At 46.1% G+C, this 17294-nt stretch carries 14 protein-coding genes and 1 riboswitch; all 14 genes read left to right on the forward strand.

The window, feature by feature from the left end; translation table 11 throughout:
- The first annotated feature begins 440 nt into the window (after positions 1–440).
- The 14 genes from ftsA to NYE50_RS08625 all read left to right on the forward strand — a co-directional run bounded on the left by ftsA (position 441) and on the right by NYE50_RS08625 (position 17284).
- Positions 441–1754 carry a cell division protein FtsA gene (gene ftsA / locus NYE50_RS08560; RefSeq protein WP_003154425.1) on the forward strand — a complete coding sequence of 438 codons (1314 nt, stop codon included), beginning with the start codon at positions 441–443 and terminating at the stop codon, positions 1752–1754.
- A gap of 35 nt (positions 1755–1789) precedes the next feature.
- Complete coding sequence (gene ftsZ, locus NYE50_RS08565) at positions 1790–2938, forward strand: cell division protein FtsZ (protein WP_003154424.1); 1149 nt, start codon at positions 1790–1792, stop codon at positions 2936–2938.
- Positions 2939–3210: 272 nt separating this feature from the next.
- A complete protein-coding gene (locus NYE50_RS08570) occupies positions 3211–7506 on the forward strand; it encodes a S8 family peptidase (RefSeq protein WP_224988532.1) in 4296 nt (1431 codons plus the stop codon).
- Positions 7507–7721: 215 nt separating this feature from the next.
- Positions 7722–8651, forward strand: a complete 930-nt coding sequence (gene spoIIGA, locus NYE50_RS08575) for a sigma-E processing peptidase SpoIIGA (protein ID WP_003154422.1) — start codon at positions 7722–7724, stop codon at positions 8649–8651.
- Between the two features lie 57 nt (positions 8652–8708).
- Entirely contained in the window at positions 8709–9428 is a 720-nt protein-coding gene (gene sigE / locus NYE50_RS08580; RefSeq protein WP_007409714.1) for an RNA polymerase sporulation sigma factor SigE, read from the forward strand.
- 140 nt (positions 9429–9568) lie between these two features.
- Positions 9569–10351 (forward strand): RNA polymerase sporulation sigma factor SigG, encoded by a 783-nt coding sequence (gene sigG, locus NYE50_RS08585; RefSeq protein WP_003154420.1) that lies wholly within the window; start codon positions 9569–9571, stop codon positions 10349–10351.
- Positions 10352–10516: 165 nt separating this feature from the next.
- The gene (locus tag NYE50_RS08590; protein WP_340762868.1) at positions 10517–12085 is read left to right on the forward strand and encodes an IS1182 family transposase; all 1569 of its coding nucleotides are present in this window, start codon (positions 10517–10519) and stop codon (positions 12083–12085) included.
- A gap of 196 nt (positions 12086–12281) precedes the next feature.
- The gene (locus NYE50_RS08595; RefSeq protein ID WP_224988028.1) at positions 12282–13079 is read left to right on the forward strand and encodes an ABC transporter ATP-binding protein; all 798 of its coding nucleotides are present in this window, start codon (positions 12282–12284) and stop codon (positions 13077–13079) included.
- Between the two features lie 4 nt (positions 13080–13083).
- Positions 13084–13188: riboswitch (TPP riboswitch) on the forward strand.
- Between the two features lie 75 nt (positions 13189–13263).
- Positions 13264–14544, forward strand: a complete 1281-nt coding sequence (locus tag NYE50_RS08600) for an acetylornithine deacetylase (protein ID WP_159354135.1) — start codon at positions 13264–13266, stop codon at positions 14542–14544.
- A 60-nt stretch (positions 14545–14604) separates the two neighbouring features.
- A complete protein-coding gene (locus NYE50_RS08605; protein ID WP_003154415.1) occupies positions 14605–14856 on the forward strand; it encodes a YlmC/YmxH family sporulation protein in 252 nt (83 codons plus the stop codon).
- 154 nt (positions 14857–15010) lie between these two features.
- A complete protein-coding gene (gene pgeF, locus NYE50_RS08610; RefSeq protein WP_014304972.1) occupies positions 15011–15847 on the forward strand; it encodes a peptidoglycan editing factor PgeF in 837 nt (278 codons plus the stop codon).
- A gap of 4 nt (positions 15848–15851) precedes the next feature.
- Positions 15852–16544, forward strand: a complete 693-nt coding sequence (locus tag NYE50_RS08615; protein WP_021493712.1) for a YggS family pyridoxal phosphate-dependent enzyme — start codon at positions 15852–15854, stop codon at positions 16542–16544.
- Positions 16541–16999, forward strand: a complete 459-nt coding sequence (gene sepF / locus NYE50_RS08620; RefSeq protein WP_007409719.1) for a cell division protein SepF — start codon at positions 16541–16543, stop codon at positions 16997–16999. Before NYE50_RS08615 ends, sepF begins: the two co-directional genes overlap by 4 nt.
- 6 nt (positions 17000–17005) lie before the next feature.
- Positions 17006–17284: a YggT family protein gene (locus NYE50_RS08625; protein ID WP_003154408.1), complete on the forward strand. Its 279-nt coding sequence runs from the start codon at positions 17006–17008 to the stop codon at positions 17282–17284.
- The last annotated feature ends 10 nt before the right edge of the window (positions 17285–17294 follow it).

Raw genomic sequence — 17294 nt, forward strand, 5'->3', positions numbered from 1 at the left:
GGATATGGCTGCCGGACAAGCGGAAAATTCTCAATGCAATGGGCGTGTCTTCTGCAATGAGCATTGCATTTGGAATTTTCCTCCTGTTTCTTCTTTTTTCGGATGTTTCTGGCAATATCTATAGCTTTTCTGGAGGTTCATCTTAGTGTAGACTAATGGAAAGCGGGTATATTTGCATCTGGTTTGCACATTATGGCACCGTGACAGGAAATCTTACGGTAAGGTGGGCCGTCTCTAAAAAAAATAAAAAAAATGCGATATAAAAGAGGATATACATAGAATATAACGAATAGTTTCATTAAACATAAATTGTGAGAAATCAGATAAGAATTTGTTGATGCTGTTGTTTTTGTTACACACTTGTAAAGCCACATTCATTGTATTGTTGTTCCGCAAATAATAGAATAGAATTTGATCGAAATGTGAGGAGGTGCCATAGAATGAACAACAATGAACTTTACGTCAGTCTTGACATCGGTACGTCCAATACAAAAGTGATCGTCGGAGAAATGACAGATGATTCCCTTAACATTATCGGAGTGGGAAATGTACCGTCTGAAGGGTTGAAAAAAGGCTCAATCGTTGATATAGATGAAACCGTTCATTCTATAAGAAAAGCGTTTGACCAAGCTGAAAGAATGGTAGGTTTTCCGCTGAAAAAAGCCATTGTCGGCGTTAATGGAAATTATATTCATATTCAAGATACGAACGGCGTTGTCGCTGTTTCCAGTGAAAACAAAGAAATTCACGTTGAAGACGTCCGCAGGGTAATGGAAGCGGCACAGGTCGTGTCAGTTCCGCATGAGCAGCTGATCGTAGACGTCGTTCCGAAACAGTTTATCGTTGACGGAAGAGACGAAATTACCGATCCGAAAAAAATGCTCGGCGTGCGCCTGGAAGTAGAAGGCACGCTGATTACCGGCTCCAAAACGATCTTACATAATTTACTTCGCTGTGTGGAGAGAGCGGGCGTTGAAATTACTGATATCTGCCTGCAGCCGCTTGCGGCCGGTTCGGCGGCTTTGTCAAAAGACGAAAAAAACCTCGGAGTCGCCATGATTGATATCGGCGGCGGCTCGACGACGGTGGCGGTATTTGAACAGGGGCACCTGAAGGAGACAGCCGTCATTCCGCTCGGAGGCGAAAACATCACGAAAGATGTATCGATCGGATTGCGCACTTCCACCGAAGAGGCTGAAAGAGTAAAAAAACAATTCGGACATGCATTCTACGATGAGGCTTCAGAAGATGAAGTATTTGAAGTCACCGTCATAGGAACGAATCAAAAGCAATCTTTTACACAGCAGGAAATTGCCAATATTATTGAAGCAAGAGTGGAAGAGATTCTTGAGATTGCCGCAGCCGAAATTGAGCATATGGGAATTACAGATCTGCCCGGCGGCTTTGTGCTGACCGGCGGACAGGCCGCAATGCCCGGAGTGCTTTCATTGGCACAGGAAGTGCTGAGGCACAATGTAAGGGTCGCAAGCCCGAATTATATCGGTGTAAGAGACCCTCAGTATATGACGGGTGTCGGCTTGATACAATTTGCCTGCCGAAATGCCAGAATTCAGGGAAGAAAAATAGGCTTTCATATGCCGGAAGAAGCCGTGCAGGAAATCGCGGTCTCTCACGAAGAAGAACATCATCAGCGGCCAGAGGCGCAGCAGCGTCCAAAAGCAAAACAAAAAACACAAGCCGAACACAACAAACCGAGCAAAATGAAAAAACTATTAAGCATGTTTTGGGAATAGATTGATAGTCATTCGGCAGATTAGGAGGATTTAGCATGTTGGATTTCGAAACAAACATAGACGGCTTAGCATCAATTAAAGTAATCGGAGTAGGAGGCGGCGGTAATAACGCGGTCAACCGAATGATTGAAAATGAAGTGCAGGGTGTAGAGTACATTGCGGTGAACACGGACGCGCAAGCTCTTAACCTGTCAAAAGCGGAAGTGAAAATGCAGATCGGGGAAAAGCTGACCCGCGGTCTCGGAGCGGGAGCGAATCCGGAAGTCGGCAAAAAAGCCGCTGAAGAAAGTAAGGAACAAATCGAAGAAGCGCTGAAAGGCGCTGACATGGTGTTCGTTACAGCCGGAATGGGAGGCGGTACCGGAACGGGAGCCGCACCGGTTATCGCGCAAATCGCAAAGGACTTAGGCGCTTTGACTGTCGGTGTCGTAACAAGACCGTTTACATTTGAAGGAAGAAAACGCCAGCTGCAGGCTGCAGGCGGTATCACGGCAATGAAAGAAGCCGTTGACACACTGATCGTTATTCCGAATGACCGCATTCTTGAAATTGTCGATAAAAACACACCGATGCTTGAAGCATTCCGTGAAGCTGATAACGTGCTTCGCCAAGGGGTGCAAGGTATCTCTGACCTCATCGCGACGCCTGGTTTAATCAACTTGGACTTTGCCGATGTCAAAACCATCATGTCCAACAAAGGTTCAGCATTGATGGGTATCGGGATCGCTACGGGCGAAAGCCGTGCTGCTGAAGCCGCCAAAAAGGCGATCTCCAGTCCGTTACTGGAAGCGGCAATCGACGGAGCGCAAGGTGTTTTGATGAACATTACGGGAGGTACAAACCTTAGCCTCTACGAAGTGCAGGAAGCAGCCGACATCGTCGCTTCTGCATCTGACCCTGATGTCAACATGATTTTCGGATCAGTTATCAATGAAAATCTGAAAGATGAAATCGTCGTCACCGTTATTGCGACCGGTTTTATCGAACAGGAAAAAGATGACTCAAAACCGCAGCGTCCGACTTTAAACCAAGGATTGAAGTCTCAAAGCCAAAACGCTGCGAAACGTGAGCCGAAACGAGAAGAAACACAGCATCAAAACACGGTGAACCGCCATACATCACAGCCGGCGGATGATGCCCTCGACATTCCTACATTTTTAAGAAACCGCAACAAACGCGGCTGATGTAAAAAAGGACAAGACCACATGGTTTTGTCCTTTTTCTTTTGTGCACAGTCTTCCTTCCTATCCCCGTAATCTACACAGTGAAAAAAGCAACTTTATACCTATGACGAATTGATTGTTTTTTAGTTTCATACGGTTTTCTACAGAATGTGACAATATCTGGATGGAAGATTGTCTACATTTAACGTACAGCATCGAAAATGACAAACGATTCCAATTATGAAGGAGGGATACACATTTTATAGGGCGTTACCAAATAAGGGGGGATACGATTGAAGAAAAAAACGAGAAACAGATGGACAGGCTCCGTTTTAAGCGCGATTGTCGTCAGTTCCCTGTTGTTTCCGGGTGCAGCCGGAGCGAACAGCACACCGGGAGCAGTTTCTTTCACCAAAGATCTTTCTTCCTCTAAGAGCATTCAGCATAAGATTTCCGATTCAGTCAAGAAGCGTTTTGAAAAAAATGATAAAGTCACGTTTCTTATCAAATTTAAAGAGAAAGCCAATACGAAAAAAGCGGTCAAAGAAGCAGAAAAAAACGCCAAGTCTCAATCGCTTTCCGCAGCAAAAACCGAATATCAAAAGCGGTCAGCCGTCGTTTCTTCTTTAAAACTGGCGGCTCATGAAGCGCAGCAGAATCTGAAAACATATTTGGAAAAACAAAAAAAGAAAGGCAAGGCTGATCACATCCATTCCTATTATATTGTCAACGGAATGGCAGTCACTGCTTCGAAAGAGGTAATGGAAAAAGCCGCCTCATTTCCTGAAGTAGAAAAAGTTCTTCCGAATGAAAAACGTCAGCTTACTCAACGACAATCAAAAGCTCCTTTTCAAATGAAGAAAAAACAAAAAGAGATCAAAGCAAAGGAAGGCATCGAATGGAATATCAGCCAAATTGATGCGCCGCAGGCCTGGGCCTCAGGATACGACGGAACCGGCACGGTTGTCGCCTCCATTGATACGGGAGTTCAGTGGGATCATCCGGCGCTTAAGGAAAAATACCGGGGTTACGATCCTGAAAATCCCGCAGCGCCGAATCATGAAATGAACTGGTATGATGCCGTGTCCCATAAAGACGCTCCCTACGATGATCTTGAACACGGCACTCATGTAACAGGGACCATGACGGGTTCAGAACCTGACGGCTCAAATCAAATCGGTGTGGCTCCGGGGGCGAAATGGATCGCAGTAAAAGCATTTTCAGATGACGGAGGAACCGATGCCGATATTTTGGATGCCGGTGAATGGGTGCTCGCGCCTAAAGATAAAAACGGCACGCCGCATCCCGAGATGGCGCCGGATGTTGTCAATAATTCCTGGGCAGGCGGTTCGGGAATGGACGAGTGGTACCGAGATATGGTGAATGCGTGGAGAGCGGCAGGGATTTTTCCGGAATTCTCTGCGGGAAATGAAGACTTATTTACACCGGGAGGACCGGGTTCAATCGCAAATCCGGCCAATTATCCTGAAGCATTTGCGACAGGTGCGACTGACATCGACAAGAAACTCGCTGATTTCTCACTTCAAGGCCCCTCACCGTATCATGAAACAAAACCCGACATTTCGGCTCCGGGAGTGAATATCCGTTCTTCGATTCCTGGAGGAACATACGAAGGCGGCTGGGACGGAACTTCAATGGCCGGGCCGCATGTGGCGGCGACGGCGGCTTTGTTAAGGCAGGCGAACGCCTCTATTACGGTCGATGAAATGGAAGACGTTTTGACGCGCACCGCGGAAAAACTGACAGATTCCGTTTTTCCGGAATCACCGAATAACGGTTACGGCCACGGTCTCGTTAACGCTTTTGATGCCGTTTCTGCCGTAACGGACGGAATCGGAAGTGTAGAAGGCCAGGTATCTTCTGCGGGCGAAGATCACAATCCGCCCAGCTTTCATCATGAACCGGTCTCAGAGGCTTACAAAGGGGCAAACCTTCCGTTAACGGTTACAGCAGAAGATGATGTAAGCGTAACTGAGGTGATCCTCTCCTATCAGTTTGATGAAGGAAAGTGGAAAACGACAGCCGCCGTTCAAAAAAGCGGTGATGAAAAAAAGGGAACATACCAGGCGGAGATTCCGGATGTAACGGGAAGCAAGGTAAGTTATAAATGGACCATAAAAGATTTCGGAGGTCATTCTGTAGAATCTGATACGTACCGGGCTGACGTGAAACCGAGCATTACGGCGGGATACAAAGAGGATTTTGAATCACAGCCGGCGGGCTGGTCCAGTTACGGGACACATGACCAATGGGAATGGGGTATCCCGGGTTCAGGGCCCGGCGCCGCATTTTCCGGAGATAAAGTGTATGCGACGAATCTGTCCGGCCCTTATGCCGATTCAGCCAACATGAATTTGGTGATGCCTCCGATTCAAGTTCCGGAAACAGGACGGCTGTTTTTGCAATTTAAAAGCTGGCACAAGCTCGAAGAATTTTTTGATTACGGGTATGTGTTCGTTCTTCCGGAAGGGAAATCAAATTGGGAGCAGGCGGCCGTTTACAATGGTGACTCCGCAGGATGGAACGATGAAGAGGCAGATTTATCTGCGTATAAAGGCCAAAACATAAAGCTCATGTTTAATATGCAGTCAGACGAAGTACTGAATGAAGACGGATGGTATATCGATGATGTCCGGCTTTCAAGCAGCTCTCTCGGCAAGGCGGCTAAAAAAAGTAAACACAATAGACAAACACCTCCCGGCCACCTGAAGAAAAAAGCCGTCAGTCCGAAACAGGCCAAACCGGCAGTGAAATCACCCGGAAAAAGAGTAAAACGTGAAACAAACCTCCTGCCTCTCAGAGCGCAAATCAGTGTCGCCGAGACGGGGAAATCCGTATATTCCGACCCTGCAAGCGGAAGCTACAGCCTGTCGCATAAGGCGGGAAGCTATACGCTGAAAGCAGAGGCTTACGGATTTAAGTCCGCTTCGAAACAAGTTTCTATTCAATCAGACAAAACCGCACAGGCAGACTTTACTCTGGAGCAAATGCCGTCCGGCACGCTAAAAGGAACCATCACCAATCAGTCAACAGGCAAACCGGTAAAAGGGGCTGCGCTTTATGTGGCCGAGGATGCCGCAATTGAACCGGCGGTGACAAACGATAAAGGGGAATATTCGCTTAAGGCGTACGAAGGCTCCTACACAATCAAAGTAGCGGCAAAAGGCTTTTACAATAGCGAATTTTCTGTTGACATCAAAGGGGATGCTGAAAAAAACGTCAAGCTTAAGCCGTATATCGGTTATGAAGGGGAAATTGCCTATGATAACGGGACGGAAGAAGCCGCGCTGTCATATTTTAAAGCCGGCAGCAAATCTGCCGTTAAGATGACGCTTAAAGACGGAAAAGAACACGGTATGCTGACGGGAGGCCTTTTTAAATTTTGGGGCGCAGACTGGCCTGATCCGGGAGGTACCGAATTTCAAGCAGAAGTATATGATGCATCCGGCCCTGACGGCGCTCCGGGCAGCAAAATTGCCGGCCCGTTCCAAGCTGAAGCGCTTCGAAACGGAGAATGGACCAAAGTGGATCTCAGCTCAAAAGGAATCGCGGTCGGGAAGGATTTTTATCTTGTGTTCCGCCAGACGAAACCCGATCCTTATACACCTGCCCTGTCATCTGATGACGGCAGTCCGTACTCGAACAGAAACTGGCAATACCTTGACGGCCGCTGGTCTAAAACCGATAAATCAGACGGAAACTTTATGATCAGGGCTTTGGTCGACTACGAAGCTTCTGTGCCTGACATAACGTCGCCTGAAGACCGGTCATTTACAAACAAGAAGTCAATCACGGTGAAAGGAACGGCTTCACCAAAAACCGCTGTCCGTCTTACCAATAACGGTAAAACCGCCGCAGAAACGAAAGCAGATGCAGAAGGCAATTTCCAGGCCGGCGTCACACTCACTAAAGACGCCAATCGGCTGACGGCGGCATCTGTGACAGACAGCGGGTCAACCGATGAGTCACGCCCTGTCACGGTCATACTGGATGAGGATAAACCGGATGTGACGATTGACAGTCCGGCAAACGGTGATAAAACAAATAAAGAAACAGTGACCGTAAAAGGAAAAGTGCACGACGCCCATTTAAAATGGGTAAAGGTGAACGGAAAAAAAGCTGAAGTAAATAACGGTTCTTATCAAGCGAGAACCCTTCTGGAAAACGGCAGCAATGAGATCAAGGTCACGGCCTCAGATGAAGCGGGTAACAAAACAACGAAAAAGACGGTGATCGATGTCAATTACAATGCTCCTGTCATTTCCGGATTGGTTCCCGGAGCGGATAAGGAATTAAAAGCCGGAGAATCAGTGAAAATCGCTTTTTCAAGCGGAACGAAATTAGACGCTTCCTTCGTTATCCGTCTGCCTCTGACAAACGCCCGGGCAGGGAGCCAAAACGCAACAGAGCTTCCGCTGAGAGAAATTTCTCCGGGACGATATGAGGGTTACTGGACGGCGACTTCTTCCATCAAAGCAAGCGGAGCAAAAATTGACGTTATCGCAAGAGATGACTACGGAAATGAAACGAGACAGACGGCTAAAGGAAAACTTTATATCAATGAGTAAAACAAAGCGCTGCCAGATCACGGCAGCGCTTTTTTAGTTGAAGCGGACAATAGGAAAGCAACCCTTTCGGCCCTCGACAAATAAAACGGTTATCCCTTAAAAATTGTACTTTACCCTCAACATTAATTGACAGACTTTCCCACAGAGCTTGCTTTATACTTATGAAACAAGAGAGAGAAACAGATAAGTAAGACAAAAGAGGAAAGGGGTCAGATGTGAAAATCTATCTGGATGTCATTTGGCTGTTGAACTTTTGTTTTGATTCTCTTTTGCTTTTATTGACCGCCTTTATTTTAAAACGCCAGGTGAAAAAAAGAAGAGTGGCCGCCGGCGGTTTCATCGGGTCAGCCATTGTGCTTCTGATGTTTACGCCTGTTTCTCCCTTTGTGGAGCATCCGGCGGGAAAAATGGCGTTTTCAGTAGTCATCGTGCTTACGGCTTTTGGCTTTAAACGGTTCCGATACTTTTTTCAAAATTTGTTCGCCTTTTATTTCGCGACTTTTCTCGTCGGCGGGGGAATGATCGGCGTACATTCCCTGCTGCAGACAGAATCAATTGTGCAGCAAGGCGTAATGGTCACAAGCCAGACCGGATTCGGCGACCCGATCAGCTGGATGTTTGTAGTTATCGGATTTCCGGCCATATGGTTTTTTTCGAAAAAGAGAATTGAAGACATCGAGACGAAGTCCATTCAGTACGATGAACTTGTCATGGTGCAGGCGGAATTCAGCGGACAGACAATCCGCGCGAAAGGATTGGTGGATTCTGGGAATCAGCTGTATGATCCGCTGACGAAAACGCCGGTCATGATCCTTCACATTGACAAATTCGCTCCGATTCTCAGCGAAAAGGAAACGGACCTCATCAAATCCGCCAGTCCGCTTGAAGTGATAGAGCAGCTTGATGATTCGTTCCGCCATGCGGATAAGCTGAGGCTGATTCCATACAGGGGTGTCGGCCAGGACAATCAATTTTTACTCTGTTTAAAGCCGGATTACGTCACGATTTTAACAAAGGACGAAATGATCGCTTGTGAAAAATGCCTGATCGGCATCAGCACGAAACCATTATCCGCGGACGGTGAATTTGACGGAATCGTTCATCCGAAGATGCTGACAGGGAAGGCTGTAAAACATGTTTCCTGACGAAAAGTCTGTTATTCATCATACTCAAAACGCGTTGTATTTAGAAGGGGGAGGAAGATGAAAAAACTTAAGCTGCGTCTGACATATTTGTGGTATAAATGGCTGATGAAACTCGGACTGAAAAGCGATGAAGTGTATTACATAGGAGGAAGCGAGGCGCTGCCGCCGCCTTTGTCTAAAGAAGAGGAGCAGGTGCTCTTATTAAAGCTGCCGAGCGGGGATCAGGCGGCGCGGGCCATCCTGATTGAGAGAAACTTACGTCTTGTTGTTTACATTGCCCGCAAATTCGAAAACACCGGCATCAATATCGAGGACTTAATCAGCATCGGCACCATCGGTTTGATCAAAGCGGTAAACACTTTTAATCCGGAAAAGAAAATCAAACTCGCCACCTACGCTTCGCGATGTATCGAAAACGAAATTTTAATGTACTTGCGCCGTAACAACAAAATCCGTTCAGAGGTATCATTTGATGAACCGCTGAACATTGATTGGGACGGAAACGAACTGCTGCTTTCGGATGTGCTCGGCACAGATGATGATATTATTACAAAAGACATTGAAGCCAATGTGGATAAAAAACTTCTGAAAAAAGCGCTTGAGCAATTAAACGAAAGAGAAAAGCAGATTATGGAACTGCGTTTCGGGCTTGTCGGAGAAGAAGAAAAAACACAAAAAGATGTAGCCGACATGATGGGGATTTCACAATCTTATATCTCCCGGCTCGAAAAGCGGATTATCAAAAGACTGAGAAAAGAGTTTAACAAAATGGTGTAAATTTTTTTCCATCTGACAGCCCTTACTGCTGCAAGGATTGCCGCAGCCGGATGTTTATTTCTGTAAAATGGCGGTGCATATTTTTCCCACCCGAGGAGATACTTAACGTTGTACAGCAGCTCCTAGTGGGAGGGAAAAACGTGTCAAGAAATAAAGTCGAAATTTGCGGGGTGGATACCTCCAAATTACCGGTGCTCAAGAATGAAGAGATGAGAAAGCTGTTTAGGCAATTACAGGATGAGGGCGATGATTCAGCGAGGGAAAAGCTTGTAAACGGCAATCTGCGCCTTGTCTTAAGCGTCATTCAGAGGTTTAACAACAGAGGAGAGTATGTTGATGACTTATTTCAGGTCGGCTGCATCGGACTAATGAAATCCATTGATAATTTTGACCTAAGCCATAATGTTAAGTTTTCAACATACGCTGTACCGATGATCATCGGAGAAATCCGCAGATATTTGCGGGATAATAATCCGATCCGCGTCTCGAGGTCGCTTCGCGATATCGCATATAAAGCGCTTCAAGTAAGAGAGCGGTTAATCAGTGAGACAAGCAGGGAGCCGACAGCAGAGGAAATCGCCAAAGTTCTTGAAGTGCCCCATGAAGAAATTGTGTTTGCCCTTGACGCCATCCAGGATCCGGTTTCACTGTTTGAGCCGATTTATAATGACGGCGGCGATCCGATTTACGTGATGGACCAGATCAGCGATGAGCGCAACAAGGATACACAATGGATTGAGGAGCTGGCTCTGAAAGAAGGCATGAGAAGACTGAACGAACGGGAAAAAATGATTTTGCGAAAGCGCTTTTTCCAAGGGAAAACCCAAATGGAAGTCGCTGAAGAAATCGGCATATCCCAAGCTCAGGTCTCAAGGCTTGAAAAGGCAGCCATTAAACAAATGAATAAGAATATCCATCAATAACGGAAAAAGGGGCTGGGACAAAACCCACCTCTAAGACGAAAAAAACGGTGAAATTTTACGACGAGTAAACTTTCACCGTTTTTGATTATTTTACAATAAAAAATAAGGACAACTTCTGATAAAATTAAGTTACCATACAAAATCTAATCAGAAAGAAGTGTCCTTATGTTTAAAGATTATACCATGAATCAAATCGTTTTGCCTTTAGATTTAGAAGTAAAGTTACAAAATAATGATATTGCCTACCATGTCCATCATTTAGTGGAAAGTATCCCTCAAGAAGCGTTTGAACCATTTCTTCGAAATGAAGGTTGTCCTGCCTATCATCCACGCATGATGCTTAAAATTATTCTATGTGCCTACACTCAATCTGTCTTTTCAGGGCGTAAAATAGAGGCCCTATTAAAAGACAGTATCCGTATGATGTGGTTAGCTCAAGGGTATGAACCAAGCTACCGTACAATTAACCGATTTCGTGTTCAACCAGTAGTGAAAGATTTAATCCGTCAATGTTTCATCCAATTTCGCTGCCAATTGATTGAAGAAAAACTGATCGATCAAGAAGCGATATTTATCGATGGTACAAAGATTGAAGCGAATGCGAATAAATTTACGTTTGTCTGGAAGAAAGCGATTGAGAAATTTCATCAGCGTTTAATTGATAAGTCAAACCAGTTGTACAATGAGTTGCTTGAGAACGAAATCATACCCCAAATGGAACGGGAAAGTGATGAACAGCTATCATTTGGAGAGCTCACTCAAATGGTTCAAAAAGTAGACGAAGTAGTGACCGAATATGATAAACAAATAGAAGCATCTTCAGACGTTACGGAACGAAAAGCCTTACGAAGGGAACGAAAATACCCGAAACAAGTGCGTAAACAGTTGATTGATTTTATCCTAAGAAAACGGAAGTACCAACAGGATCTTAAAATCTTTGGACCACGTAATAGCTATTCTAAAACAGATCTAGATGCGACATTTATGCGAATGAAAGATGATTATATGAAAAACGGGCAATTGAAAGCTGGTTACAATGTACAAATCGCAACGGAAGGTCAATATGCGCTTGCTTATAGTCTATTTCCAAACCCAACAGATACACGTACGTTAATTCCATTTTTAGATGAGATCGAGCAACATTATTTCGAGTTACCGAAACATATAGTTGCAGATGCAGGTTATGGTAGTGAACAAAACTTTAGTGATATTCTCTCAAACAGAAACCGAGAAGCACTGATAACATATAACATGTTTTTGAAGGAACAAAAGAAAAAGTACAAACAAAATACATTTAATCCTGATAACTGGGTATATGATCAAGAAACCGATACATATACGTGCCCTAATCAGAAACGTTTAGAATTTCAATATCATTCTGTCCGAACGGACGCTACAGGTTTCCAAAGGAGTTTCAAAGTCTACGAGTGCGAAGACTGTTCAGGATGCCCATTCCGTTCATCATGTACCAAGGCAAAAGAAGGAAACAATCGAAAACTAATGGTGAACAAAAAATGGGAACAGCAAAAAGAATATGTGAGAGCGAAGCTTTCAGAAGAGAAAACGAGTGCCATCTATCGAAAACGTAAAACCGATGTGGAACCAGTTTTTGGATTCTTGAAGGCTAATTTGCGTTTCACTCGATTTTCTGTACGAGGAAAATCGAAGGTAGCAAACGAAATGGGTCTCGCATTAATGGCAGTGAATTTAAGAAAATTCACTGCCAACTTCTAAGGTAATAGAAGAATTTATACATAAAAATAAAGAAAGATGAATTTGAGTACCCCCAAATTCACCTTTCTCATTATTTGAAGCTAGTTTTGTCCCAGCCACTTTTTTCATGCGATGGTTTACGTTTGCAAAAAAGTGATGTATTCTAATGTGTAAAAGTTTTTAGAAAATTTAAATAAAACAAACGGGGGAAACTGCAATGATTTTACAGCTGGACAGTGTGTCATTAAAAAGAAACGGGAAATGGATTTTGAAAGATATTAACTGGCGCGTCGAGAAAAACGAAAATTGGGTGCTGTACGGATTAAACGGAGCCGGGAAAACGGCTTTGCTGAATATGTTATGCTCTTATTACTTCCCCACTTCAGGAGAGATGCAGGTGCTCGGCCATCAATTCGGCAAAACAGAGCTCGGTGACAGGTCCAGAAGGAAAATCGGCCTTGTTTCGGCAGGTCTTCAGCACAAATTATATGCCGCGGACTCCGCTTTTGAAATCGCCCTCAGCGGCGCGTACGCCTCAATCGGGCTGTACGAAACTCCGAGTGAGCAAGTAAGGGAAAAAGCGATCGGTCTTCTGAAGGATTTGGGCGCCATCGGTTACGCCGACAGACGGTATGAAACATTATCACAAGGGGAAAGACAAAGAGCGCTGATTGCGCGGGCGCTTATGGCTGATCCGGAACTGCTGATTTTGGACGAACCCGTGACGGGTCTTGATTTTATGGCAAGGGAGCAGCTGCTGGACACGATTACGTCGATCGCCGAAAAAGAAAATGCGCCGTCCATCCTTTATGTCACCCATCACGCTGAAGAAATTCTGCCGGTATTTGATCAGGCGCTTCTTTTAAAACAGGGCGAGGTGTTCGCCTCCGGGAAAATCAGGGACATGCTTTCTGACGAGCGGCTTACAGCGTTTTTCGATATGCCTGTCAATGTCTTATGGAACAATGGCCGCCCGTTTTTAACACGTGCAAAAGAGGCATCATCCGTAAAATAACATAAATTCACCCTGGGGGTGCTGCCATGCGGCTGAGAGAGACGTTGTCTCACCCCTTAACGGACCTGATCCGGATCATGCCGGCGGAGGGAAGCGGTGAAAAAAGCGGAGGAAGATCCGTTTTTTACCCGTTTCATTTCATGAATGAACGGGTGTTTTGATACAGCCAAAGGGGAGATTTCCAATGCATCAGATTGATATGCTGTTACACCAGGCGGAGAAACGGCGGCACGACTTCATACATATTGCTGAAAGACTGATAGCCTTTCCCACTCCGGCCCCGCCAGCAAGAAATACGGCAGAAGCCCAAAAGTGGGTGGCCGGCTTTTTAAAAGAAACGGGCTGCTCGGTCGATATGTGGGATGTGTATCCGGAAGACCCGAATGTAGTCGGTGTTTTAGAAGGGACAGATTCAAGCAGGCATCAAAGCCTGATTTTAAACGGACACATTGATGTGGCAGAAGCCGGGGGCGAAGACTGGCACTCTGACCCGTTTCAGCCGCTCGTAAAAGACGGCATGCTGATCGGAAGGGGCGCCGCTGATATGAAAGGGGGATTGGCGTGTGTTCTTTTCTCTCTGAAGCTGATCCATGATGCCGGCATTAAGCTTCCGGGCGACCTCATTGTACAGTCTGTAATCGGAGAAGAAGTCGGTGAGGCGGGGACGCTGGAATGCTGCAAACGCGGCTATCACGCGGATTTTGCGGTTGTCGCAGATACGAGCAGCCTGCATATTCAAGGGCAGGGCGGTGTCATCACCGGCTGGATAGAATTGAAAAGCAAACAAACATTTCATGACGGCATGAGGCGCAATATGATTCATGCAGGCGGAGGCACATTCGGAGCGAGCGCCATCGAAAAAATGGCGAAAATCATCGCTGCCTTGGGAGAGCTGGAGCGCCACTGGGCGGTAACGAAAAGCTATCCCGGCTTTGCGCCCGGCACCAATACGATCAACCCCGCCGTCATTGAAGGCGGAAGACACGCAGCGTTTGTCGCCGATGAATGCCGGTTATGGATCACCGTCCACTTTTATCCGAACGAAACGCACGAACAAGAAGCCGCAGAAATCGAAGACTATATTAATCGTGTCGCTGACAGTGATCTGTGGCTCAAAGAAAACAGGCCGGTGTTCAAATGGGGCGGATCTTCGATGATTGAAGACAGAGGAGAGGTGTTCCCGGCGCTGAAAATCGACCCGGATCATCCGGCAGTTTCTGTCTTGGCTGCATCACACTCAGCCGTCAAAAAACAGGAGCCCGTCATTGATGTTTCCCAAACCGTAACTGACGGAGGGTGGCTCTATCATGCCGGGATTCCGAGCGTCATATACGGCCCCGGCGATTTAAAAAACGCCCACTCCGTAAACGAGGAAGTGTCCGTTGATGAGCTTATGGACTATACGAAAATCATGCTGAGATTTATCCTCGGCTGGTGCAGCCGCAAAAAAGATTGCCCGATGTGACAAGGTTCAGCCCGGCCGTTCATATAATAGGAAAAAGAACGGGCAAAGGGCGTGATACGGATGATCAGCATATCTGAATTTCAAATAAAAGATGTGGTAAACGTGTCGAACGGAAAAAAACTCGGAAGCATCGGTGATATTGATATTAACGTGACAACGGGAAAAATTCAGGCGATTATTTTAGGCGGCAGCGGAAAAGTTCTCGGTTTTTTCGGAAAAGAAGAGGAAATGATCATTCCTTGGCGAAATATAGTTAAAATTGGGGAAGATGTCATCTTAGTGCGTGTAAATGAACCAAAGGGGGGAGCGTAATCCTCCCTTCACTTGTAAAAAGCCGGAAATCTCAATGTTTCCGGCACATTTATTTATCTCATTTTTCAATCAGCCGCTAAACGTATGCTTAAAATTGTGTTAAAATGAGTGGGAAATTACGCTTTTTTAATGTTTGTCGAAAGGTTGGATCTCCATGAATACATATCACCCGTTTAGTCTTACCACCCCCTCGGCACTCATGATAGAAGACTGGAACTGTGTGAATCAGCTTAACACAAAGGTCATCGCCGGATTCACGACGAAAAACGGCGGGGTCAGCAATCCTCCGTATGAGTCATTAAATACCGGATTGCACGTCCGGGACGAAGCTCATGATGTTGTGACAAACCGTGAAGTCATAGCGTCCTTATGCGGTACTGATCTGGATTCCTGGGTGTTTGCCGACCAGACACATGAAAACCGCGTCCGGCGCGTGACAGCCGGGGATAAAGGAAAAGGAGCGAGAGACTATTCTTCCGCATTCCGCGGGACGGACGGGCTCTACACGAAAGATGCGAATCTTTTTTTGGCCCTTTGTTTTGCGGACTGTGTGCCCTTGTATTTTTATGACCCGGTGAAATCCATTATCGGCGCTGCCCATGCCGGATGGAAGGGGACGGTCAAACAAATCGGACGCATCATGACGGAACGCTGGGTAAACGAAGAAGGCTCCCGTTTAACAGATATTCAGGCTGTCATCGGTCCGTCCATCAGCGCGGGAAGCTATACAGTCGACGACCGCGTCATCAATGAAGTGCGGGCGCTGCCTTTTACGGCTGAATCCGCCATATGCGAAACGGAAAAAGGCCAGTATCAGCTTGATTTAAAAGAGGTCAACCGTCTTCTTCTGATACATTGCGGCATTCCGGAAGAAAACATTTCAGTCAGCGGTTTATGCACCGAACGAGAGCGTGAACTATTCTTTTCACACCGCCGCGACAAAGGGAAAACGGGACGCATGATGTCCTTTATCGGAATGAAGGAGGCGTAAGATCTTGCGTGTTGCTGATCAATTACGACATATAAACGAAAGAATAAACGAAGCATGTAACAGATCGGGCCGAAGCCCCGAAGATGTTACCGTCATCGCGGTTACAAAATACGTATCAGCCGAAAGGGCTCAAGAGGCCGTTGATGCCGGTATTACAAGTCTGGGAGAAAACCGGGATGCCGAGCTTATCCGTAAGCAGGAAGTCATCAAAGGCAGCCCGGAGTGGCACTTTATCGGCAGTCTTCAGTCCAGAAAGGTGAAGGCCGTCGTTGACCGTGTATCTTATATTCATTCCTTAGACAGACTGTCATTGGCAAAAGAGATTGAAAAACGGGCGCAGCATACGGTTCGCTGTTTTGTGCAGGTGAATACTTCGCTTGAGCCGTCTAAGCACGGTTTGAAAACAGAGGAGGTCATCCCCTTTATCAGAGAGCTTTCTGAGTTTAGAAACATTTCTGTAGAGGGCCTGATGACGATGGCTCCCCTGACAGACGATACAGAAACGATCAGAGCCTGCTTCCGGCAATTGCGTGATCTGAGGGATCAGGTGCAAAAACTGAATCAGACAAACGCACCGTGCCGGGAACTGTCAATGGGCATGTCAAATGACTATGAAATCGCTGTTGAAGAGGGCGCAACTTTTATCAGAATCGGCTCTTCATTAGTCGGAAATGAACCGGGGGGTGTAAACAAATGAGCATGAAAAATAAACTGAAAAACTTTTTCTCAATGGATGAGGAGGAGTACGAGTACGAATACATTGAAACGGAGCAGGATCATCCGGAAGAGCATGAACAGCAGAAAGATAAACAGCCTGCTTACGCTCAGAAGCCGCAGGGCAAGCAGAACGTAGTAAGCTTGCAAAGTGTTCAGAAATCCTCTAAAGTGGTGTTGAGTGAACCGCGTGTATATGCGGAAGCGCAGGAAATCGCCGATCATTTAAAGAACAGGCGGGCGGTAGTCGTCAATCTGCAGCGCATCCAGCATGATCAGGCGAAAAGAATCGTCGACTTTTTAAGCGGTACCGTCTACGCCATCGGCGGCGACATTCAGAGAATCGGTTCAGATATTTTTCTGTGCACGCCTGATAATGTCGACGTTTCCGGCACGATTTCGGAGCTTATAAATGAAGACGAACATCAGAGGTGGTAAAGCAGGATGATTCTTTATCAAATTTTTTCCGTTCTGAGTTATTTAATTTACATCTACTCGTTTGCCTTGATCATCTATATCTTTATGTCATGGGTGCCGAGTACGAGAGAAACGGCGGTCGGACGGTTTCTCGCAGCGATTTGCGAACCGTATTTAGAGCCGTTCAGAAGGATCATTCCGCCCATTGCCATGCTGGATATATCCCCGATTGTAGCGATTATCGTGCTTCGGTTTGCCACGACGGGACTTTGGGGCCTATACCGCATGATCGCAATGTATACTTGAATGCGACAGT

This window comes from Bacillus sp. EU55, from assembly GCF_038005925.1.
Taxonomy (GTDB): Bacteria; Bacillota; Bacilli; order Bacillales; family Bacillaceae; genus Bacillus; species Bacillus velezensis.